The sequence below is a fragment of the Sphingomonas sp. S2M10 genome (assembly GCF_012650175.1).
Taxonomy (GTDB): domain Bacteria; phylum Pseudomonadota; class Alphaproteobacteria; order Sphingomonadales; family Sphingomonadaceae; genus Sphingomonas.
Window position 1 is genome coordinate 22,710 of sequence record NZ_JAAILI010000062.1, and the last position, 22,531, is coordinate 45,240.

18 protein-coding genes and 1 riboswitch are annotated in these 22,531 nt (G+C 68.2%); of the genes, 10 read left to right on the forward strand and 8 right to left on the reverse strand.

Going from position 1 to position 22,531, the window contains the following annotated elements:
- Positions 1-21 precede the first annotated feature (21 nt).
- Genes S2M10_RS15745 through S2M10_RS15765 form a run of 5 tightly spaced genes read left to right on the forward strand, consistent with a single transcriptional unit; the run spans position 22 to position 5,195 of the window.
- On the forward strand, positions 22-963 hold the full coding sequence (locus tag S2M10_RS15745; RefSeq protein ID WP_168846925.1) for a histone deacetylase: 942 nt from the start codon (positions 22-24) through the stop codon (positions 961-963).
- Positions 960-1,946 carry a porphobilinogen synthase gene (gene hemB / locus S2M10_RS15750; RefSeq protein ID WP_168846926.1) on the forward strand — a complete coding sequence of 329 codons (987 nt, stop codon included), beginning with the start codon at positions 960-962 and terminating at the stop codon, positions 1,944-1,946. Before S2M10_RS15745 ends, hemB begins: the two co-directional genes overlap by 4 nt.
- Complete coding sequence (locus S2M10_RS15755; RefSeq protein WP_168846927.1) at positions 1,943-2,467, forward strand: GNAT family N-acetyltransferase; 525 nt, start codon at positions 1,943-1,945, stop codon at positions 2,465-2,467. Before hemB ends, S2M10_RS15755 begins: the two co-directional genes overlap by 4 nt.
- Positions 2,464-2,988 (forward strand): GNAT family N-acetyltransferase, encoded by a 525-nt coding sequence (locus S2M10_RS15760; RefSeq protein ID WP_168846928.1) that lies wholly within the window; start codon positions 2,464-2,466, stop codon positions 2,986-2,988. The genes S2M10_RS15755 and S2M10_RS15760 overlap by 4 nt, the downstream gene beginning before the upstream one ends.
- A complete protein-coding gene (locus S2M10_RS15765; protein ID WP_211091083.1) occupies positions 2,985-5,195 on the forward strand; it encodes a hypothetical protein in 2,211 nt (736 codons plus the stop codon). Before S2M10_RS15760 ends, S2M10_RS15765 begins: the two co-directional genes overlap by 4 nt.
- Here the strand turns inward: S2M10_RS15765 and rsmA are convergent.
- From rsmA to lptD, 4 genes are all read right to left on the reverse strand, one after another.
- Positions 5,192-6,013: a 16S rRNA (adenine(1518)-N(6)/adenine(1519)-N(6))-dimethyltransferase RsmA gene (rsmA, locus tag S2M10_RS15770; RefSeq protein WP_168846929.1), complete on the reverse strand. Its 822-nt coding sequence runs from the start codon at positions 6,011-6,013 to the stop codon at positions 5,192-5,194. The genes S2M10_RS15765 and rsmA overlap by 4 nt on opposite strands.
- Complete coding sequence (gene pdxA / locus S2M10_RS15775; RefSeq protein ID WP_168846998.1) at positions 6,010-7,002, reverse strand: 4-hydroxythreonine-4-phosphate dehydrogenase PdxA; 993 nt, start codon at positions 7,000-7,002, stop codon at positions 6,010-6,012. The genes rsmA and pdxA overlap by 4 nt, the downstream gene beginning before the upstream one ends.
- 22 nt (positions 7,003-7,024) lie before the next feature.
- Entirely contained in the window at positions 7,025-8,308 is a 1,284-nt protein-coding gene (locus tag S2M10_RS15780; RefSeq protein ID WP_247650852.1) for a peptidylprolyl isomerase, read from the reverse strand.
- A gap of 173 nt (positions 8,309-8,481) precedes the next feature.
- Positions 8,482-10,770 (reverse strand): LPS assembly protein LptD, encoded by a 2,289-nt coding sequence (gene lptD, locus S2M10_RS15785; RefSeq protein WP_211091088.1) that lies wholly within the window; start codon positions 10,768-10,770, stop codon positions 8,482-8,484.
- Between the two features lie 138 nt (positions 10,771-10,908).
- On the opposite strand from lptD, the gene S2M10_RS15790 reads away from it, so the two are divergent.
- The gene (locus S2M10_RS15790; protein ID WP_168846931.1) at positions 10,909-11,349 is read left to right on the forward strand and encodes a DNA polymerase III subunit chi; all 441 of its coding nucleotides are present in this window, start codon (positions 10,909-10,911) and stop codon (positions 11,347-11,349) included.
- 74 nt (positions 11,350-11,423) lie between these two features.
- Positions 11,424-11,846 (forward strand): nucleoside-diphosphate kinase, encoded by a 423-nt coding sequence (gene ndk / locus S2M10_RS15795; protein WP_168846932.1) that lies wholly within the window; start codon positions 11,424-11,426, stop codon positions 11,844-11,846.
- A gap of 187 nt (positions 11,847-12,033) precedes the next feature.
- Here the strand turns inward: ndk and S2M10_RS15800 are convergent, their stop codons facing one another.
- The 3 genes from S2M10_RS15800 to S2M10_RS15810 form a co-directional block, all read right to left on the reverse strand.
- Positions 12,034-13,416 (reverse strand): HAMP domain-containing sensor histidine kinase, encoded by a 1,383-nt coding sequence (locus tag S2M10_RS15800; RefSeq protein WP_168846933.1) that lies wholly within the window; start codon positions 13,414-13,416, stop codon positions 12,034-12,036.
- Entirely contained in the window at positions 13,413-14,132 is a 720-nt protein-coding gene (locus S2M10_RS15805) for a response regulator (RefSeq protein ID WP_168846934.1), read from the reverse strand. Before S2M10_RS15805 ends, S2M10_RS15800 begins: the two co-directional genes overlap by 4 nt.
- 160 nt (positions 14,133-14,292) lie before the next feature.
- On the reverse strand, positions 14,293-14,784 hold the full coding sequence (locus tag S2M10_RS15810; RefSeq protein WP_168846935.1) for an EF-hand domain-containing protein: 492 nt from the start codon (positions 14,782-14,784) through the stop codon (positions 14,293-14,295).
- 355 nt (positions 14,785-15,139) lie between these two features.
- Between S2M10_RS15810 and S2M10_RS15815 the strand changes: the two genes are divergently transcribed.
- Positions 15,140-17,872, forward strand: coding sequence for a TonB-dependent receptor (locus tag S2M10_RS15815; RefSeq protein ID WP_168846936.1), 2,733 nt, complete (start codon positions 15,140-15,142; stop codon positions 17,870-17,872).
- A gap of 74 nt (positions 17,873-17,946) precedes the next feature.
- Here S2M10_RS15815 and S2M10_RS15820 read toward each other — a convergent pair whose 3' ends face one another.
- Complete coding sequence (locus tag S2M10_RS15820) at positions 17,947-19,782, reverse strand: EAL domain-containing protein (protein ID WP_168846937.1); 1,836 nt, start codon at positions 19,780-19,782, stop codon at positions 17,947-17,949.
- Positions 19,783-19,979: 197 nt separating this feature from the next.
- Between S2M10_RS15820 and S2M10_RS15825 the strand changes: the two genes are divergently transcribed.
- A complete protein-coding gene (locus S2M10_RS15825; RefSeq protein ID WP_168846938.1) occupies positions 19,980-20,738 on the forward strand; it encodes a phosphatase PAP2 family protein in 759 nt (252 codons plus the stop codon).
- 74 nt (positions 20,739-20,812) lie between these two features.
- The gene (locus S2M10_RS15830; RefSeq protein WP_168846939.1) at positions 20,813-22,126 is read left to right on the forward strand and encodes a DUF5690 family protein; all 1,314 of its coding nucleotides are present in this window, start codon (positions 20,813-20,815) and stop codon (positions 22,124-22,126) included.
- Positions 22,116-22,335, forward strand: a riboswitch (cobalamin riboswitch). It overlaps the preceding gene by 11 nt.
- Positions 22,336-22,531 lie beyond the last annotated feature (196 nt).

Below are 22,531 nucleotides of genomic sequence, written 5' to 3' on the forward strand. Positions count from 1 at the left end.
GCAGCTTCCTAGATTGTTCGCGTGATCCCCGTCGTCCACCACCCCGATTATGTCGCCCCGGCGCCGGCGGGGAGCGCCTATCTGTGGAACAAGAACGGCCTGGTCCGCGACCTGCTCCGGGCCGAGGGCGGCGCCATCGCCTGGCATGCGCCCGAGGCCATGCCGCCGCACTGGCTGGAGGCGGTCCACGATCCCGATTATGTCGCCGAGGTGCTGGAGGCGCGGGTGCCGCCGCACAAGACCCGCCGGATCGGCTTCCCGGTAACGCCGGCCGTGGCGCGCCGATCGGAGCGGGTGCCCGGCGGCACCTTCCTCGCGGCACGCATCGCGCAGGCGGAGGGATATGCCGCCAACAGCGCCGGCGGCAGCCATCACGCACTTGCCGACACCGGGGCGGGATATTGCGTGTTCAACGACCTCGCCATCGCCGCCGTGCGCCTGGTCGAGGAGCGCCACGCCGCCCGCGTGCTGATCGTCGATTGCGACGTGCATCAGGGCGACGGTACCGCGGCGCTGACGGCGGGGCGATCGGACATCGCCACCTATTCCATTCATGCCGAGAAGAATTTTCCCGTGCGCAAGGCGCGTTCCACCGTCGACGTCGCGCTGCCCGACGGCACCGGCGATGCGGCCTATCTGGAGACGCTGGCGACGACGCTGCTGCCGCTGCTGGCCCAGTTCGACCCGGATCTGGTGCTCTACCAGGCCGGGGTCGACCCGTTCGCGAACGATCGCCTGGGCCGGCTCGCGCTCAGCGGGGCGGGGCTGGTCGCGCGGGACCGCTGGGTGGCCGAAACGCTGCGCCGCCGCGGCCTTCCGTTCGCGAGTACCTTGGGCGGCGGCTATGGATCGGATGCGCTGGAGGTGGCACAGCGGCACGCCACCTCGATCCTCACGCTAGGTCGAGCCGCGCTCGGCGACGCTTGCAACGCGTGCAATCAGGGCGCATCTGACGCGCCATGAGCCACTATCCCGCGCTTCGCCTCCGCCGCTCCCGGGCTTCGGCCTGGAGCCGTCGCCTCCACGCCGAAACGGTGCTCACCCCGGCGGACCTGATCTGGCCGGTATTCGTGACCGAGGGCGAGGAAGAGGAGCCGATCGCCGCGCTCCCCGGCGTGTCGCGCTGGGGCCTGAAGGGCATTGTCGAGCGCGCGCGCGAGGCACGGGACCTCGGCATTCCCTGCCTGGCCTTGTTTCCCAATACCCCCCATACGCTCCGCTCCGAGGACGGCCGCGAGGCGGTCAATCCCGACAACCTGATGTGCCGCGCGATCCGTGCGATCAAGGATGCGGTGCCGGAGGTCGGCGTGCTGACCGACGTGGCACTGGATCCTTACACCAGCCATGGCCATGACGGCATCGTCGATCCGGCTGGCTATGTGCTGAACGACGAAACCTCGGCCGTGCTGGTCGAGCAGGCGCTGGTCCAGGCGCGGGCGGGCGCGGACATTGTCGCGCCGAGCGACATGATGGACGGCCGGGTCGGCCAGATCCGGGCAGCGCTGGAAGCGAACGGCCATGTCAACGTGCAGATCATGGCCTATGCCGCCAAATATGCGAGCGCCTTCTACGGTCCCTTCCGCGACGCGGTCGGCAGCCGGGGACTGCTGAAGGGCGACAAGAAGACCTACCAGATGGATCCCGCCAATGCCGAGGAAGCGCTGCGCGAAGTGGCGCTCGATCTGGCCGAGGGCGCGGACAGCGTGATGGTGAAGCCGGGGCTGCCCTATCTCGACATCGTAAGCCGCGTGAAGACCGCCTTCGAAGTGCCTGTGTTCGCCTATCAGGTCTCCGGCGAATATGCCATGATCGAGGCTGCCGCCGCCGTCGGCGCGGGGGATCGCGAGGCATTGGTGCTGGAGACGTTGATGGCGTTCAAGCGGGCAGGGTGTTCGGGCGTGCTCAGCTATCACGCGCCACTGGCGGCACGGTTGCTCGGCGCATGATCGAGACGGCGCGGCTGCTGTTGCGGCCGCCCGAGCCGCGCGATTTCGACGCGCTCCATGCGATGTGGAGCGATCCGGATGTGATGCGCGACCTCGGGCCGCTGAAGACGACCGCGCACAGCCGGGCGACGATCACCCGGCATCTCGGCTATGGGCCGAGCCACGGTATCGGCTTCCATGCCGTCGAGCGGGGGGAGGACGGCGTGGTGATCGGCTTTTGCGGCCTCAAGCCCGGTGCGCCGGAGACGCCGATCGCGGACGAGCTGGAGATCGGCTGGATGTTCGCGCGCGCCTGCTGGGGCAAGGGCTATGCCCGGGAGGCGGCCGCGGCCTGGCTGGACTGGGCCTGGACGCATCGCCCGGAGCCGCGCGTCGTCGCGATCACCGCCGCTTGCAACCTGCCCAGCCAGGCGCTGATGGCACGGCTGGGCATGCGCTGGATCGCCGATTTCGACCATCCCGTGCAGCCCGAAGGGCATCGCTTGCGCCCCAGCGTCGCCTTTGCGATCGATCGGCCATGATCGACACCGAACGCCTTGTGCTGCGCGGCTGGACTGACGACGACCGCGCGCCCTTCCATGCGATGTGCACCGATCCGGCGGTGATGGCCTTTATCGGCCCGCTGCAATCGCGCGCCGAAAGCGATGCGGGCATCGACCGCCAGCAGGGCCTTCTCGCGGCGCACGGCCATTGCTTCTGGGCGGTCGAGCGGCGCGATGACCGACGCTTCCTCGGTTTCTGCGGGTTGAAGCCCGGCGCTGCGGGCACGCCGATCGAAGGCGAGGTCGAGATCGGGTGGCGCCTCGCGGCTGCGCATTGGGGGAAGGGCTATGCGCAGGAAGCGGCCCGCGCCAGCCTCGCCTGGGGCTGGTCCTATCTCGACGTCCCTGGCATCGCCGCGATCGTCGCGGCGGAAAATGCCCGCAGCTGGGGGTTGATGCAGCGGATCGGGATGCGGCGCGCGGTGGATGCCGATTTCGACCATCCGACCGCAATCCCGGCGCTGCGGCGTCATCGTACCTATCGCATCGCGCGTCCATGACGGACCTGCACGCGCCGGCAGGCGGCGTCCGCCGCGCGTTGTTCGTCGCGGCGATCCTTGGCGGATCGTTCCTGCTGTTCCTCGTCCAGCCGATGGTCGCGCGAATGGCGCTGCCGCGCCTCGGCGGCGCCCCGGCGGTGTGGAACTCGGCGATGCTCGTCTATCAGGCGCTGCTGCTGCTCGGCTATGGCTATGCGCATTGGCTCGGCCGGTTTCGCGTGCGGACGCAGGCCGGGCTGCACCTCGGCCTATTGGGCCTCGCCGCTTTGTGGCTGCCGATCGGGCTGGGGACGATGCAGGTGCCGATCGGCGCGGAGCCGGCCTGGTGGGTGCCGTGGCTGCTCGTCGCCGCGATCGGCCCCCTGTTCCTGGCGATTTCCGCGCAGGCGCCGCTGCTCCAGCGCTGGTTCGCCGTAGCCAGCCATGGGCGAGATCCCTACGCGCTCTACGCCGCCTCCAACATCGGCAGTTTTGCCGGGCTGCTCGCCTATCCGCTGCTGGTCGAGCCGCTGCTGCGCCTGCGCAGCCAGAGCTGGCTGTGGACCATCGGCTATGCGGTCGTCGCGCTGCTGGTGCTCGGCTGCGCCAGCTTCTTGCCGCGAAACGACGTGCCGCCGCAGCCGCGAACGGATCGCGCGGCGACGGTCGCGCGCGACTGGGCCGGCTGGATCGCGCTGGCTTTCGTCCCTTCGGGACTGATGCTGGCGACGACCACCTTTCTGACCACCGATATCGTCGCCGTGCCCTTGCTCTGGGTGTTGCCGCTCGGGCTCTACCTGCTGAGCTTCCCGGTGGCCTTTCGCAGCTCCGCACTCCTCGACGATCTGCTCGAGCGCTGCGTGCCGCTGGTGCTGCTGCTGTTCGGCGCGACCTTGGTCGCGGGCGATTCGCGGCTCGCCTATGTCAATGCGCTGATCGGTCTGGTGCTGCTGTTCGCGGTGGCGGTCGCCTGCCACGCAAGGCTCTACGCGCTGCGCCCGCCGCCGGCGCGCCTGACCGGCTTCTACCTCGCCATGGCGGTGGGCGGCGCGCTCGGCGGGGTGTTCGCCGGCCTGATGGCGCCGGTGCTGTTCGACTGGACCTATGAATATCCGCTGCTGATCCTCGCGGCGGGATTGCTGATCCCGCAGCGCGCGCTCACCCGCAAGCTCGCGGGGCTCTGGGCAGGCCGCTACAGGCTTCCCGCCGCGGCACTGCTGTGCGTGCTGGTGATGCTGATCGTCTGGGCGGCGTTCGACGCGCGGTTGCTTGGCCCGATGCATGATCAGCTCGGGTTCGTGGCGATCGCGGGGCTTGGCCTCGTCGCGGTCGGCGCACGCTGGCCGTTCACCGTGGCGCTCGCCGGCGGGCTGTTCCTCTTCGGCGGCTATACCGCGATCGAGACATCGTTGAGCGGCGCCCGGACGCGCAGCTATTTCGGCGTGTACACGATCGGCGACAAGCCGGACCAGCGCCGACTGGCGCACGGCACCACCGTGCACGGCATCCAGCTCAAGGGTGCGCGGGCGCGGCGTCCAACCACCTATTATCAGGCCGGATCGGGCGTGGGGCAGGCGATGCTCGCGGCGCCTTCGCTGTACGGTGCGCATGCCCGGATCGGCGTCGTCGGATTGGGTACCGGCACGCTCGCCTGCTATGCCAGACCGGGACAGGACTGGCGGTTCTTCGAGGTCGATCCGGCGGTGGTACACCTCGCGCGCGATACGGGTGCGTTCAGCTTCCTCCGCCTCTGCGCGCCGCACGCGCAGATCCTGGTCGGCGATGCCCGGCTGCGCCTGAGCGCGCTGCCGCCGGGCAGCCTCGACCTGCTCGCACTGGACGCATTCTCCTCCGACGCGGTGCCCATGCATCTGATGACGGTCGAGGCCTTCGCGACCTATGGCCGCGTCTTGTCGCCCGAGGGGCTGCTGTTGGTGCATATCTCCAACCGCTTCCTGGAACTGGCACCGGTGGTTGCCGGCGCGGCCAGGGCGGGGGGCTGGCAGGGCCTTCGGCTGGTCCATGTGCCGAGCGCGTTGGAGCGGCAGGACGAAGGTGCGGTGTCGGACTGGATCGCGCTGAGCCGCTCGCCGCGCGCGCTGGCGGCGCTGAAGTCCCGCAGCGGGGAGTGGCGGCCGCTGGTCGCCGAGCCGGGCTTTGCCGGCTGGACCGACGACCATGCCTCGCTGGTGCCCGTAATGCGGCTGTTCCGCCCGGCTGGAGACTAGGCGCGGCCGAGTTCGCGCGCGATCGCGACGAATTCTGCGACGCTGACCGTCTCGGCCCGTCGGCTGGCATCGATGCCGAGCACTTCCAGCGCCGCCAGCGCGCCGGGCAGCGACTTGAGGCTCTGGCGCAGCATCTTTCGCCGCTGGCCGAACGCGGCGGCGGTCACCGCCTCCAGCAGGCGAAGCTGGACGCCCTCGGGCGCGTCGCCGGGGACGATATGCACCACCGCCGACATCACCTTGGGCGGCGGGGTGAAGGCCGAACGATGCACGTTCATCGCAATGCGCGGCGTGCTCCGCCACTGGGCGAGCACCGCCAGGCGGCCATAATGTTCGGTGCCGGCCTGCGCGACGATGCGTTCGGCGACCTCTTTCTGGAACATCAGCGTCAGGCTTGCCCACCAGGGCTGCCACTCGGCCGAGAGCCAGCCAACCAGCAATGCGGTGCCGACATTATAGGGCAGGTTGGCGACGACGTGCGGCTTGCCCGCGAACAGCGCCGGCGCATCGACCTCGAGCGCGTCGCCCTCGATCACGCGGAGCTTGTCCGGAAAGTAGCCGCCCAGTTCCTCCAGCGCGGGGATGCAGCGCCGGTCGCGCTCGACGGCGGTTACCTGCGCACCGGCCTGGAGCAGCGCGCGGGTGAGGCCGCCGGGGCCGGGACCGACCTCGAACACTTCGGCTCCGTCGAGCGCGCCGGGCACCTTGGCGATGCGGCCGAGCAGCTGACCATCGAACAGGAAGTTCTGCCCCAGCGCCTTGCTGGCACTGAGTCCGTATTTCGTAATGACGTCCCGTAGCGGAGGAAGGCTGGTCACGCGGTTGCTTCTATCCTGCGGAGCGCCGCTGCGGCAGCCATTTTGATGGCGGCGATCATCGCGCCGGGATGCGCCGCGTCGCGGCCGGCGATGCCGAAGGCGGTGCCATGGTCCGGCGAGGTGCGTACGATGGGGAGCCCCAGCGTCATGTTCACGCCGTCATCGAAATGGAGCGTCTTGATGGGGATGAGCGCCTGATCATGGTAGAGGCACAGCGCCGCATCATAGCCGGCGCGCGCGCGGGCGTGGAACAGCGTGTCGGCGGCGAACGGGCCGGCGGCGTCGATGCCCTCGGCACGCAGTCGCTCGATGGCCGGGATCAGTATGTCGATCTCCTCCCGGCCGATCGCGCCGCCTTCGCCCGCATGGGGATTGAGCCCGGCAAAGGCGAGGCGCGGGTTGGCGATCCCGAAATTGCGCTGGAGCCCCCGCGCGGTGACGCGGCCCTTGGCGACGATCAGCTCGGGGCTGATCAGCGCCGGCACTTGCGCCAGCGGCACGTGGACGGTGATCGGCACCACCCGCAGCGTCGGTCCCGCCAGCATCATCACGGCATTGTCCGCGGTGATGCCGCAGCGCTCGGCGACGAATTCGGTCTGGCCGGGATGGGTGAAGCCTATCGCGTAGAGCTGCGCCTTGGAGACGGGGCCGGTTACCAGCGCACCGGCGGCCCCCGCGCTGGCAAGACCGGTGGCGACCTCCAGCGACTGCAGCGCGATATGCGCAGTGCCCAGCGAAGGCGTGCCGGGAATCACCGGGCCGGTATCGCCGATCGGCAGGATCGGCAGCGCCTCGGCGAATAGCGCAAGCGCCTCGCGTGGGTCACCGATCGGCGCGATCGGCCCGTTCCACACCGAACGCACGGCCGTGGGATCACCGACCGCGAAGAAGGGCGCAAGGCCCTCGGCCACGCGCACCTCCCACGCCTTGGCGGTGATCTCCGGCCCGATCCCTGCCGAATCGCCCATGGCGATCGCGAGCGGAGGCAGGGCGACGCCTCCGGCGGTCACGTCAGCGATATTCGATCAGCGCGTCACGGCGCAGGTCGCGCAGCATGCGCTCGGCGCGGAGATTGACGCGCTGGTCCTCCAGCTGCTCCTGAACCTGCTCCACCGACGGCGTGTTGGCGGCGGGCGGATCGTCGCGGCCGCAGATCACCAGCACGCGCACGCCGTCCTCGATCGAGCCAAAGGGCTGGGTCGCCTGGCCGACCTGGAGCGGCAGGATCAGGTTCTGCAACGCCGGCGGCAGATCCTTGATCACGATATTGTCGCGGTCGACAACCTCGGCACCCTCCGCCGCGGCCACCTTGCTGACATCGCCGCAGCCGCGAATTGCCTGCGTCGCCTTGGCGAACGAGGCGGCGCGGGTGCTGGCCTGCGCCTCGGTGGTGCCCTTGGAGAATGCGAGCGACAGCTGGCGGAGGCTCAGCTTGGCGTCGCGCGGATCGGAAATGCCGACCTTGTGCTTGTCCGCAAGGTACACGATCGAGAAACCGGCCGAAAGCGGGATCGGCCCGGCGACCTGACCCGGCTGCATTTCCTGCACCGCCTGCGCAAGCGCCTCGGGCAGCATGGCCGGCTGGATCCAGCCGAGATCGCCGCCGCGGGCACGGGTGGAGCTCTGCGAATAGGTGCGGGCGAGATAGTCGAACGGCGTGCCCTGGCGCATCTGCTCGATCATCTTCTGCATGCCGCCGGAGACTTCCTGGGCGCGATCGGGCGTGGCGTTCTGGTAGATCTCGTAGACGTGATATTCGTCGGTGCCCTTCTGGGCGGTGAGGCGATCGATCATCGCCTTCACTTCGGCTTCGCCGACATTGACGTTCACGCGGCGGCGCAGGAGCCGGCTCCAGGCGAGTTCCGCCTCGATCTGGCGCTTGATCGAACGTTCGGACGAGCCGATCTCACGCAGCCAGCTGCGCATCTGATCGGGCGTCTTCTGGAAGCGCGCGGCGACGCGGCTGAAGCTGCTCTCGATCTCGCGCGCGTCGACCTTGATCTCGTTGGCCTTGGCCTCCTGGATCTCCAGCGTCTCGTCGATCAGCTGGCGCAGCATGGCGAGCTTGAGCTGCTCGCGTTCCTCGGGCTTCAGGGTCAGCTTCTGCATGCCGGTGACCAGCGCGACGCGCTGATCCACCTCGGTGCCGGTGAGCACGTAATCGTTGACGATCGCCGTGGGTTTGCGGACGTTCGGGTCAGCCTTGCCGAAGATTTCCAGCGTGCTGGGCAGGTCGAGGCCGTTGTTGACGCCGCCCTGGCTATCCTGCGCCGGGCTCGTCTGTGCGACCGCCATCGTTGCCAGGGCAGCGATTCCCGCGCCGGCCAGCCACTTCGCACCCGTTCCCACAATCCTGCCCAAACCCATCATCACTTCAGAACGACCCTCATTCTCGAACGGGAAGCAGCGCTTATAGCGCAATTGTGCCTGAACCAAGGCTGAGCGCCGAATCCCCAAGGCGGGATCTTCTAGCGGCCGAGGTTCTTGAAGGCGAGCGTCAGCAGATAGGAGTTGCCGCGCTGGGCGTCGCCGGTGGTGGCATAGTCGCGCCGCCAGGTGGTGCCGATGCGCAGGCAATCGTCTTCGTAGAACAGGCCGATGCGGTGGCGGATCGGCTGGAAGCCGTTGGCCAGCGACAGCGGATCTTCCTGCTTGTCGGTCAGGTCGATCAGCGTCGAGCCGGACAGCGACCAGAAGCGCGCGAACTGCATGCGGGCACCGAGGCGCAGTTCCTCGCGATCCTGCAGATCCTCCAGGGTCGGATCGACATTTCGGTTGAGGCGGAGATAGCCGACCGTGACATAGGTGGCGCGCGAGCCGAGCGACATGTCGATCTCGTTGCGGCGCACCGCCAGCCCGTCCTTGTCCAGCCGGTAGCGGTGGGTGAGGCTGACAAAGTCGTGGAAGCGGAATACCGTGCGGCCGACGATGTCGGACATGCGATCGGTGAGCCCGGTGCCGTTCGGGAACAGCGTGGGGCGGGTGGTCAGGCGGTAGCTCTGGCCGACATTCGCCTCGACGCTGAAACCGGGCAGGTAGAGCGCGTAATCGAGGCCATAGGTGAAACGTGTCGAATCCTCGAAGCGGTCATAGCCGGCGAAGCGGTTGAGCGCGAACAGGTTGGAGTCCTCGAGATCGACCGCGCGCGCGTCCTCGTTGGGAACCTCGAGGTTCGCCAGATGCGGCGCGACGACCATCTGCACGCGCGGCGTGATCCGCTGGCTGCCGCCGAGGAAATCGCCGACGAACGGCCATTTCACGTCGAGCGCGCCGGCGGCGATGCCGCGGAAGCGGAAGCCGTTTTCGCCGCGATAGCTCGCCACCGTCGTCGCGATACTGTCCGACGTGTTGTAGATGTCGCCGCGCGTATAGGCGGTGAGGCTGACTTCCTGGCCCCAGTTGGTCAGGCGGCGGATGCTCCATTGCGCGCTGGTGAAGGCGCGCTGGGTATCCTGGCCGCCGGTGCGGGTGAGCGCCAGCGTGTTGACCTGGAAGTCGAACTTGCCGCCGAGCAGCCCGTCGTCGAGGCGGCGGCGATAGTCGATCTCGGGCAGCGCCACCGGCTGCAGGCCCTGGCGATCGCCGACCCGAAGCGTCTGCACCGCCCAGGCGTTGATCACGAAATAGCTGTCGGCGTCGATCCGCTCGATCGCGACATTGTTGCGCAGCCGGTCGTCGCGCGAAATGTCGTAGCGGCGCAGGAAGGTGCGGTCGCTCGCGACGCGCAGCGAGGCGCGCACATCCCAGGTTGGACTCAGCTGGTAGCGGCCGATCAGATCGAGATAGCCGCGGAAATCGTTGCGCAGCGTCGCCGGTGTCGGCGCCACGGTGAGATCGTCCGAACGGCGGCTATAGGTGCCATAGGCCTGGACGCGGAAGGCGCCGAGGCTGTTCAGCTCGCGATAGTCCGCCTGCAGCATCGGCAGCGTATCCGAGAATACGCGCGGCGTGACGGTCAGGTCGCGATTGGGGGCAATGCTGAAGAAATAGGGCAGGGCGACCTGGAAGCCGTTGGTGCGGCTGTAGCGCGCGTCGGGCGTGAGGAAGCCCGAGTCGCTCTGGCCGCCGGCGGGATGCGAGAAGGCCGGTAGCGGGATCGTCGCGAAGCCGAACACCGAGATGCGCGCACCCTTGTAGCGCAGGCGATGCTTGGCCGGGTCATAGACGACGCGGTCGGCGGTGATTTTCCAGGACGGCTCCTTGGGGCAGCCCGCGCTGTCGGTCACCGAACAGGGGGTATAGGCTGCATTCTCGACCGTGATCACGCCGCCGTCGCTGCGCGAACCGCGGGCCGCCGCGATGCGGCCGCCGGCCTCGAGCACCACCAGCATATTGTCGACCACGCCGTCCTTCAGCGTGTCGGTCAGCTCGATGCTGTCGCCATAGGCCGCGTCGCCCTGCGGGTTTGCCACGACGATATTGCCGGTCGCCATCACCTTGCCGGTGCGCCGGTCCCAGGTGACCTTGTCGGCGCGAAGGCGATTGCTCTCGCGGTACAGGCGGACATCGCCGCTGGCCGTCACGACATCGGTGTTCATGTCGTAATCGAGCTGGTCAGCGGTGAACTGCACCTGGTTGGGGTCGTCGGGCAGGCCGTTCGGCGGGGGCGGGGCGGGCTCGGCCGGCCGATCCTGCAGATCGGCGGCAGGCACCGACGCGCCGGCGGCCTGATCGGCGGGCAGCGGGCGCGAATCGGGCGCCTGCTGGGCACGTGCCTGCGCCGACAGGCACAGACCGAGCGCGGCCGGGAAGAACATGGCCTTGCGCTTCACGAAAACTCCCACCTTTAACGTCACTCCCCGGCAACGGGCATTCTCGTGCCCTATCGCAGCGATTGCGCCTCCGCAACGGCAGCCGCGTTGGCCCCAACGCACATCCGGGCTAAGGGGCCCCGCATGCAGGTCGATTTCTATCATCTCACGCTGGCGCCGATCGATCGCGTGCTGCCGTCCATCGCCGAACGGGTGCTGGGCAGCGGCGGGCGTTTGCTGATCGTGGCCGCGGATGCTGGCCTGCGAACGCGGATAGACCAGCTGCTGTGGAGCTACAACACGGGGAGCTTTCTGCCGCACGGCGAGGCGGGCGGGGCGTGGGACGCCGAGCAGCCGGCGTTGATCGCGGAGGATCTGACGCCCGCCAACGGCGCCCGCAACGTGGCGCTGGTCGACGGTGTCTGGCGCGACGCGGCGCTCGACTTCGACCGTGCCTTCCACCTGTTCGACGAGGACAGCATCGCCGCCGCGCGGGCTGCGTGGCGCGCGCTGGGCGAGCGGGAAGGGGTCGAGCGGCGCTATTGGCGGCAGGACGAAAATGGCCGCTGGGCGCAAGTCGCCTGAGCTTGCATTGAAGACCTGGGGGGACTAGGGAGCCGCGACTTCCTTTCATCACCAACTATAGGAGCCGCACGGCCATGGCCGCGACCCGGACCTTTTCGATCATCAAGCCCGATGCCACCCGCCGCAACCTGACCGGCGCCGTCACCAAGATGCTGGAAGAGGCCGGCCTGCGCGTCGTCGCTTCCAAGCGCATCCAGATGACCCGCGTGCAGGCCGAGGGCTTCTACGGCGTCCACAAGGAGCGGCCCTTCTTCAACGACCTCGTCGAATTCATGATCTCGGGCCCGGTCGTCGTCCAGGTGCTCGAGGGCGAGAACGCCGTGCAGCGCAACCGTGACATCATGGGCGCGACCAACCCGGCAAACGCCGAGCCGGGCACGATCCGCAAGGAACTGGCCGAGTCGATCGAAGCCAATTCGGTCCATGGTTCGGACTCGGAAGAGAATGCCGCGATCGAGATCGCCTTCTTCTTCAAGCCGGAAGAAATCGTCGGCTAATAGGTCGAAGTTTTCGGTAGAAAAAAGGCCGCGCTTCCGATGGGGAGCGCGGCTTTTTTATCTCGTAAGCCCCTCCCCTTCAGGGGAGGGGTTGGGGGTGGGGCCTGAGCTGGAAGCGTATTCCGCGCCAATCGATCACGCCCCACCCCAACCCCTCCCCTGAAGGGGAGGGGCTAAAGCGAGGAACTCACCGCGGCAGCGTGATCGTCGCGGTCAACCCGCCGCCCTCGCGATTGGCGAGCGCGATGCTGCCGCCTGCGTCGTTGACGATCGCGCGGGCCAGGGCGAGGCCGAGCCCGATCCCGCCGGTGTCGCGATTGCGCGACTGTTCCAGCCGGGTGAAGGGATTGAACACCGCCTCCAGCTTGTCGGCCGGAATGCCGGGACCGCGATCGCACACCTCGATCGTCACGCGATCGGCCGCCGGTATCAGTCGCACCTCGGCGCCGCCGCCATATTTCACCGCATTCTCGATCAGGTTGCGCACCGCGCGCCGCATCAGCGTCGGACGCAGCCGCATCTTGAGCCGCTCCGGCTCCTCGAGCGTCACGTCATGGTCGAGATCGCGGAAATCCTCGACCACCGCATCGACCAGCGCGCCGAGATCGACATCGGTGTTCGGCTCGCTTGGGCGACCGAGCCGCGCCAGCGAAAGAATGTCGTCCAGCGTGCGGCTCATCTCGTCCACCGTGTCGGCCATGCGCGCGCGGTCGTCCTCGTCCTCGACCGATTCGATCCGTACCCGCAGCGCCTGCAGCGGCGTGCGCAGGTCATGCCCGATCGCGCCGAGCATCCGGTCCTTCTCGTCGAGCATCGAGGTCACCCGCCGGCCAAGGGCGTTATAAGCGGCGATCAGCGCCCGCACGTCGCTGGGGCCCCGCTCGCGGATCGGGGGAGAGTCGTCGCCGGGACGGAAGGTGCGCGCGGCGTCGGTCAGCGTCCGCAGCGGCCGGGCAATGCGTCCGCCGACCAGCAGCACCGGCACCAGCACGACGACGTAGAGGATCAGCGTCTGCGCGGCCAGCTGCCAGATCAGATCGAAGTCGGTGCGCGGCCAGGGGGTGGCGAGGGTGAGCCAGCCCTTGCCCGGCAGCTCCACCGCGACCAGCATCTCCGCGCCCATCCGGCGCAGCCGGTCGGCGCGGAGCGGATCGAGCTTGGGGTCGAGCAGTCGCTGGGGATCGACCGGCCGCAGCGCCGCCATGATCGCCCCCGTGCGCAATCCCGCATCCTCCAGCCCGCGGCGCAGATCGCGCTCCACATCGGCGCGGCGATGCTCGGCCTCGTGCGCGAACGGGTTCTCCGCGTGCAGGCGCACATGGGTGCGGGGATCGGAGAGGAAGCGCCTTTTCGCCGCGCGGGGCTGCAGCGGTGCCTCCCGTTGCAGCGCGAGCAGCCGTTCGGCGGCATCCGCCAGGCGCGTCGTCGCCGGCACGATCACCATGGCAAAGCGCGCCCTTTGCCGCTCGTGGAGGAGCAGGCCGAAATTGATCGCCTGCGCAACGAACAGCGCCGCCGCCACGAGCAGGGCGATGCGCGCGATCAGGCTGGTGGGCAGGACGCGCCTCAAAGCCGGGTCACCTCGGCGGCCAGCGTGTAGCCGCCGCCCCACACGGTCTTGATGATCGAGGGGTTCTTCGCGTCGGTCTCGATCTTCTTGCGCAGCCGGCTGACCTGGTTGTCAATCGCGCGATCGAACGCCGCCGCCTCGCGCCCCTGGGTCAGGTCGAGCAGCTGGTCGCGGGTGAGCACCTGGCGCGGCCGAGTGACCAGCGCGTGGAGCAGGTTGTACTCGCCGGTCGACAGCGGCACCGACACGCCCTCGCGATCGACCAGCGTGCGCTCGCCGGTGCGCAGCACCCAGCCGGCGAAGACGAAGGAGCCGGTCTCGGGCGCATGCTGCTTGGCGCCGCCCGCCGACCAGCGGCGCAGCACCACCTTGATTCGCGCGGCCAACTCGCGCGGACTGAACGGCTTCACGACATAATCGTCGGCGCCCATTTCCAGACCAACGATACGGTCGGTTTCCTCGCTGCGGGCGGTAAGCAGGATGACCGGCGTCTCGCTGGTCTCGCGAATGTGCCGGCACAGGCTCAGCCCGTCCTCGCCCGGCATCATGATGTCGAGCACCACCAGGTCGATCGCATAGGCGTTGAGCCGCGCGCGCGCGCTTTCCGCATCGCCGGCCTGGGTGACGCGAAAGCCCTGCTTGGTCAGATATTGCGCGAGCGGTTCTCGGATTGAACGCTCGTCGTCGACGAGCAGCAGATGGGGGACCTCGGACATGATCGACAGACTAGCGCCTTTGCCAGCGGGGAAAAGAGCCGGGCGGGAGGGAGGAGATCCGCACCGCGTCGCGGGGAAGCGACAGGGGAGGCGCTTGCGATCCCGACGGGGACGGGATCGGCGACGCGCACGGCCTCCCGCCCGGCTGCTCCGGCCGGCGTCAGTCGGCGTCGGCCGGAGGAGGGGGAGGCATGTCGCCCGGCGGCGGCCCCTGGCGACCGCGCCAGCCGCCGCCGCGACGCATCTGCATCATCTGCTGCGCCGCCTTGCGCTCGGCGGCGTCGATCTTGCCGTCATGGTTGGTATCGACCCGGTCGAACATGCGGGTCGCGCGCGACTGTTCGTCGGCCAGCGTGAGATCGCGCTTCGGCGCCATGCGGCCGCCCATGCGCGCGCGTTGCTGCGCCTGATATGCCTGGCGCTCCTCGGGCGTGACCTTGCCGTCGTGGTTGCTGTCCGTCGCGGCGAAGCGGCTCGCGATCGAGGCGAGCATCTCCTCGCGGGTGACAACGCCGTCCTTGTTCTGGTCCACCATGGACAGCGGATCGCGCCGGGGGCCCTGCGGCCCGTCTTGCGGCTCCGCCTGGGCAGCGAATGCCGGACCCGCGAGCAGCGAGGCCCCGAGTGCGGCGAGAGTGAGACGTTTCAGCATCCGAAACTCCTGAAGGAAGGGATGCCGGGGGCGGGGGCTTTCCCCGGCACAGCGCCGGTTTCGGGGATGGGTGTCGCAGGGGTTTGTCATCCCCGCGACAAAGTGTCGCAAATTGTCGCTCGTCCGCCGGCGAGCACGCGCATGCCGGGCGCTCGGGCGTGATGGAATGGCGCGGCAGCATGCGGCATTCGCCTGCAGATCCGGCCGGGCCACACTGTGCCCTTCCTGCAACGATCCAATTCAAGTGGCATTTTGCAACTTTAGTTTTGCTTGACGCCGCTGACGTTGAGGCGTGTATTCGAGGTTCGGGTATGGAGCGGGAACCACAGCTCCAACCTCGGTGGAGAGGATAGATATGCGGCTACGCCTTATGTCGGCCTGTGCAGTGCCGGCACTCGTGATGGCGCTCGCAGCGCCTGCGCACGCTCAGGAAACCCCTCAGGATCAGCAGGACGCGAGCGCTCGCTCGGTCCAGTCCGATAACGAGATCATCGTCACCGCGCAGGGCAGGGCCCAGGCGCTGGCCGACGTGCCGCTGGCGGTCTCCGCGGTAAGCGCCGAGACGCTGCAGCAGACCGGTGCGAACGACATTCGCGCACTCAACCAGGTGGCCCCCTCGCTGCTCGTCTCCTCGACCGGCAGCGAGGCCAACGGTTCGGCGCGGATTCGTGGTATCGGTACGGTCGGCGACAATCCCGGGCTGGAAAGCTCGGTGGCCGTGTTCATCGACGGCGTCTATCGATCACGCTCGGGCATCGGGCTGAGCGAGCTCGGCGACCTGGAGCGGATCGAGGTGCTGCGCGGGCCGCAGGGAACGCTGTTCGGGCGCAACGCGTCCGCCGGCATCATCAACATCGTATCGAAGATGCCGCAATCGACCTTCTCGGCGGGCGCCGAGGCGACCTACGGCAATTACGACACGATCCGCCTGCAGGGCTTTGTGAACGTGCCGCTGAGCAGCACCGTCTCGGGCCGGCTCGACGGCGTCTACATGAAGCGCGACGGCTTCTACCAGGATGTCACCAACAATCGCGACATCAACAATCGCGACCGCTATTTCCTCCGCGGTCAAGTGCTGTTCGAACCGACCAGCGACCTGCGCATCCGCGTGATCGGCGACTATACCCGCCGCAACGAGGAGTGCTGCGGCGCGACCTATGTCGATTCCTCGATCAACCCGTATATCGGCAATCTGAACAGCCCGACGGCGAACAACATCGTTCGCGTGCTGCGCGATCTCGGCCAGCCGATGGCGGCGTTCAGCAACCCGTACAGCCGCAACCTCTATGTCTCGGCGGGTCGCAGCTATGGCGGCATCACCGAGGACTGGGGCGGGTCGGTCCAGGTCGACTGGACGCTGGGCGATGTGAAGCTCACCTCGATCACCGGCTACCGCAACTATTTCTCCAGCCAGGGAGCGGATACCGATTATAGCGCGGTCGATCTCCTGTATCGCGCGCCCAATGCCGACTCCTCCCGCGCATTCGAGACGTTCAGCCAGGAGCTGCGCCTGAACGGCACCGCCTTTGGCGAGAGGCTCGACTGGCTGGTCGGCGGCTATTACGCCAATGAAGATCTGACGCTGGTCGACAACCTGCGGTTCGGCAATCAGTATGGCCGTTTCGCTGCCTGCCGCATCGTCTCGGGCAGTGCCCTCGTCGCGCTGTACAATCCGGCGGCGGCGGGCTGCCTTGCGGCGCGCCCGGCGCTGTTCGGCACCGCGTCGCCGCTGATCTACGCCGCATTCGACCGTCTGGACGGCATCAGCAACCGTGGCACCACGCGCGACCTGTTCAAGCAGAACAGCCGCAACTGGGCGCTGTTCACGCACAATATCTTCCATGTCGCCAAGGGTTTGGATCTCACGGTCGGCCTGCGCTACACCAATGAGCGCAAGCGCCTGAACGCGACCTTCGGCAATGACAACACCGCCTGCGTCGCCAACCAGAGCGCGCTGCTGCCGCTTCGGTCGGTGGCATCGCTCACCGCGACGATCGACGGCATTCTCGGCCTGTCGTGCCAGGGCAATTCGACGTCGGAGCTGAACGGCGCGTCGATCAGCGACACGCGCAAGGAGGACCAGTTCACCGGCACCGCCATCCTCTCGTACAAGCCCACCGACGATCTGCTGGTCTATGGCAGCTATTCCCGCGGCTACAAGGCGGGCGGCTTCAACCTCGACAAGTCGGCGCTCAAGGTGCCGATCCTGCCCTTCGCCTCGGTGGGGGGCGCGCAGGCGCTGGTCGGCAACCTGCAGTTCGCCCCGGAAACGAACGACGCGTTCGAGATCGGCCTGAAATACTCGACCCGCGCGTTCAGCCTCAACCTTTCGGCCTTCCGCCAGCAGTTCAAGAACTTCCAGCTCAACACCTTCAACGGCACCGTCTTCCTCGTGCAGAACATCAACGGCTGCACCGCGAGCCTGAACGGGGGCGATCGCGACCAGAGCAAGTTCAGCACCGCCGGCAACTTCAATGCCGCCGCCGCGACGACGGGCGCCTGTTCCTCGTCCGACGTCAGCTACGGCGTCGTGTCGCAGGGCGTCGAGCTGGAGGCCTCGCTGGTGCCGGTTCGCGACTTCCGGGTGGGCCTGGGCCTAACCTATGCGGATACCCATTACCGTGACCAGCTGGTCGGCAGCGACACCGGCGCCCCCCTGGACCAGGCGCTGCGCGCGCTGCCGGGGAACCAGCTCTCCAACGCCCCGGAGATCGTGACCACGGCCTCGGTCGCCTGGACGCCGCCGCTGGGCAATTCCGGCCTCAGCGGTCTCATCTATTTCGACGCGCGCATGACCGGCGACTATAACACCGGATCGGACCTGTTCCCGCAGAAGATCCAGGACGGTTACACGCTGGTCAACGGCCGCATCGGCATCCGCGGCAAGGACGAGCGCTGGGCGATCGAGCTTTGGGCGCAGAACCTGCTGAACCAGAATTACACGCAGGTGGTGTTCAACTCGCCCTTCCAGGAAGGTGCATCGGGTGCGCCGTTCACCGATCCCAACTATCCCGGCGGCCGACAGATCTTCTCGGCCTATCTCGCCGAGCCGCGCACCTATGGCCTGACCCTGCGCACCCGCTTCTGACTTTCCTGGGGAGGAAAGCACTGGGCCGGGGGAGCGATCCCCCGGCCCCTTTTCGTTGCCGGGTGGCCATCGGATTAATGAAGGAGCGCCGCGTCCCCGGTGCCGGCGGCCCTGGCTTGAAGGACCGGGGTCTTGGCAGCGCGCAACATCTCGGTCGCGCGTTCCATACTCACGGCCGGGGAGAAGAGATGTCCCTGGCCGAAGGCGCAACCGATGTTGCGCAGCCGTTCGGCCTGGAGTTCGGTCTCCACGCCCTCCGCGATCACCCGCATGTCGAGCTCGTGCGCGATATGCAGCACGCCCTCCACGATGGCGCGGCTGGCGCTGCTCTGCAGCAAGGCGTCAGTAAAGCTTTTGTCGATCTTGATGAAATCGACCGGCATGGTGAGCAGGTGAGTCAGCGACGCGTAGCCGGTGCCGAAATCGTCGAGCGCGACCATCAGGCCCTGGGCGCGGAACCAGCGCAGCGTGTCCGCGACCACCGTATCGCCCTGGCCAAGATACACGGTTTCGGTGATCTCCAGCGTCAGATGGTGCAGGGGCACCCCATATTGGGCGAATGTCTCCGGGATCATCTCGCGCAGTCGCGCTCCATGAAAGTCGCTGGAGGAGAAGTTCATGCCGACATGCTTCGGCGCGATGCCCAGGTCGCACCAGTGCCGAAGATCGGCGGCGACTCGGTCCAGCATGCGCGCGGTGATCGCGCCGGCGACCTTGCCGTCGGTCGTGGCCTCGAAAAATTCGGCGGCAGAAACGATCCGGTCCCCCGAGCGCATGCGGCACAGCGCCTCGAAGCCCAGAACCTCACCCGTCTTGAGGTCGAACAGCGGCTGGTAATGGGGCAGCAGCCGATCCTCGGCGAGCGCGCGTTCCACGGCATGAATCGCGTCGAGGCGGCGCGCCATGCGGGTGGCGATGCCGGGCACGTAGCGCACATAGCTGCCGCGTGCGGTCTCCTTGGCATGGTAGAGCGCAAGGTCGGCGTTCAGGCGCACTTGCTCGGCGGTCTCCCCTTCGCCGATCAGCGCACCGCCGGCGGTGGCGCGGGGCACCACATTGCGTTCGCCGTCCTCCATCGGCTGGGCCAGCGCATCGAGCAGGGTCCGCGCCATTTCTGCCGGGTCCGCGAGGGCCGCGGGACTTTGCAGCAGCACCGCGAATTCGTCGCCGCCCAAGCGATAGGCGCGATCGGGGGCGGCCGCATCGGCAAGGCGACGCGCCGCCTGGATGATCAGCCCGTCCCCGGCGACATGGCCGAACGTATCGTTGACGATCTTGAGATTGTCGAGGTCGAGCAGGATCAGCCCCCAGGCGCCGGGCTCGCTGCAGTCGAGATCGCTCAGCGTGGCGGTAAAGGCGGAGCGATTGGGCAGCCCGGTGAGGCCGTCGACCTGCGCCCGACGAACCTGCTTCGCACGCCAGATGTCCTGCTCGATCGCGATGGCGCAGAGGTGGATGCACACCTGGACGATCCGCTTCTCCTGCGGCGTCGGTCCGCGCGGAACACGATAATAGAAGGCGACCACCCCGGTCACATCGCCGCGGCCGTTCTTGATCGGATTGGACCAGCATCCCCGCATCTCGAGCGGACGGGTCAGGTCCAGGAACTTTGCCCAATTGGGGTCATTCTCGATGTCGGTGCTGGCATAGGGCTCGCCCAGATAGGCGGCCGCGCCGCACGATCCCACCTTCGGTCCGATCATCAGTCCATCGATCGACTGCAGATAATATTCGGGCAGGCTGGGCCCGGCGACCGGATGGAGGCGACCGGCAAGGTCCACCCGCAGCACCGAGCAACGCACGTCGGGCAGTCGCACTTCGACTTCGCGGCATAGCCGATCGGTGGCAGATGCAAGGTCCACGCCCTTGGCGACCAGCTCCAAAATGTTGTTCTGAAGCGAAATGTCCACGCCGGTCGCCACCTTCTGCAACGCCTCGCAGATTGCCGCGCGGGGGCTTGCCCGCAGGATAATAAGCGCACCGGTAATACTACCTATAACTGTAAAGATGCGGGGATAGGAGGCCCTATGCCTATGAGCCCTCCGTCGCGCGACGACCGCGCAAAGCCCGCCGCCGCCCGTCCCCTCCTTCGCGTAGGGGCTTGCGCATGATCCGCGCCGGAATCACTGCCGCGCTCTCGCTGGTTCTGGCGGCGGGCCAGGCCGGCGACACCGGCCCCTATCTCGCGGCCGATCAATATCCGGACGGCATGACGATCCTGCCGCCGCCGCCGGTCGCCGGAAGCGCAGCGGCGACGCTCGACATGGCGGTGTTCCGCGCGACGCGAAAGCTCGAGGGCAGCCCGCGCTGGCGGATTGCCGCGGCCGACGTCACCAACGCGCCGCTCGAGCGGAACGCGTGCGCGATGGGCATGGTGCTGGACGCCCGGCGGGCGCCGGCGCTCGTACGGCTGCTGGATCGTGCCGGCACGGGCCCGGTGGTCGGGAAGGTGAAGGCAGCCTATCAGGTGCCGCGCCCCTATCTGCGGGAGGACGGGCCGATCTGCGAAGCCAAGACGGCGCATCTCGCCGGCAACGGCGACTATCCCTCCGGCCACACGGCCAATGGCTGGCTGGAGGCGCAGATCCTCGCTCAGGTGATGCCGGAGCGGGCCGCTGCCATCCTGGCGCGCGGCCGCGCCTATGGCGAGAGCCGGGCGATCTGCGGATCGCACAGCAAGAGTGCGGTGGAAGCCGGCTATATGGCAGGCGCCTCGGTGTTTGCGGTGCTGCAGACCTCTCCTGCCTATCAGCGGGACATGGCCGCGGCGCGCCAGGAACTGGCGAAGCTGCGTGCAACGGCACCGCAGCCGGACGCCGCCGCCTGCGCGGCGGAGGCGACAGCGCTCCAGGTCCGTCCCTGGTGAATTGCGGGCACCTGCAACGTCACGCATCCGTCGTGCGTGCAAGGCGCGGATGCGCCGATCGGTGAGGGAGCGAGATGGACGCTGACGGCGGGCCCGTCCGGGCGCGAGGCGCCTCCGGCCCTGCGCTGTTCCTGGGCGGCCTCGCCGCGTTCGCCGCCTATTTCGCCATGTACGCGTTCCGCAAGCCGTTCGCGGTGGCGACCTATGCCGACGTCGCCGGCTGGCACGTCGCCGTCGACTACAAGACGGCACTGCTGATCGCGCAGGTCTTCGGCTACGCCCTGTCGAAACTGATCGGCGTGCGCGTGATATCGGAGACCGGACGGCAGGGGCGGGCCGGCATGATCCTGGCGCTGATCGGCACGTCGTGGATCGCGCTGGTCCTGTTCGCGCTGGTGCCGGCGCCGTGGAATGTGGCGTGCTTGTTTTTCAACGGTTTGCCGCTGGGCCTGATCTGGGGCCTGGTGTTCAGCTATGTCGAGGGGCGACGTGCCACCGAGCTGCTGGGATCGATGCTGTGTGCCAGCTTCATCCTGTCTTCCGGCGTGGTCAAGTCGGTCGCGATGCTGCTGATGGATGCAGGCGTCGCGGAGCGGTGGATGCCGGCCGCGACCGGGCTGGCTTTCATGCCGCTGCTCGTCATCGCGCTGTGGCAGCTCGAGCGACTGCCGCCCCCCGACGCGCGCGATGAAGCGGAGCGCACGATCCGGATGCCCATGCGCGCCGCGGAGCGCAGTGCGTTCCTGCGTGCGCACGGGACCACGCTGGCGATGCTGGTCTCCGGTTATATCCTGCTCACGGCGCTGCGAGACGTGCGCGACAATTATGCCGCCGAGCTGTGGGCCGCGCTGGGCCATGGCGGCGAGGCGGCGATGTTTTCGGCGAGCGAATTGCCGGTGGCGGTGCTGACGCTGGGCGCGCTCGCGCTGCTCATGCTGATCCGCGACAATCTTCGCGCCCTGCTGGCGATGCACGGCCTGATCCTGCTGGGCGCGGTCTGCCTGGGCGGCGCGACGCTCGCATTCCAGGCGGGCTTGCTGGCCCCGCTGCCGTGGATGATCGTGGCGGGGGCGGGGCTGTACCTGGCCTATACGCCGTTCAACGCGATGCTGTTCGACCGGATGATCGCGACGATCGGCACTGCGGCCAACGCCGGGTTCCTGATCTATGTCGCCGATGCGTCCGGCTATGTGGGAAGCGTGGTGCTCCTGCTCATCCACAGCCTCGGCGCGCCGGATGTGCGCTGGCTGACCTTCTTTATTGCCTGCTGCCATGCGACGGCGCTCGCGGTCGGCGTGCTGACGCTGCTGTCGGCGCTGCATTTCCTGCGCATCGGCCCCGACCGGCGGTTGATCCACCGCTCGGCTTCCCGTACCAAGGCGGCCTGATCGCGCCGGTGCCCTGTAGCGGGGCTTAATCGGGAATGCGGTGCGGGGGTTCGGCCCCCAAATCCGCGGCTGTCCCTGCAACTGTGAGCGGATAGCGCGATGCACTGGCTTCCTGCGAGGGGCAGCCACTGGGCCGGCACGGCCTGGGAAGGCGTGCAGCGTGCAGTGACCCGCGAGCCAGGAGACCTGCCGGCGTCCGGTCGCTCTTGCCCTGGCCCAGGGGATGGCCGCGGCACGGTGTACTCCGTCTGAGCGACGCTGGAGCGGCGGGGGCCGTTCGTGGTCGCGTGGCCCGGTCGCTTGAGGAGCGTCCGGCCGGGATGCGAGACCGGCCGTTCGCGGCGGGCCCCGGCCAGGTCGCACGACGCCGCCGGAGTGTCTTCGCTTGCCCCTTCTCACCCTGCG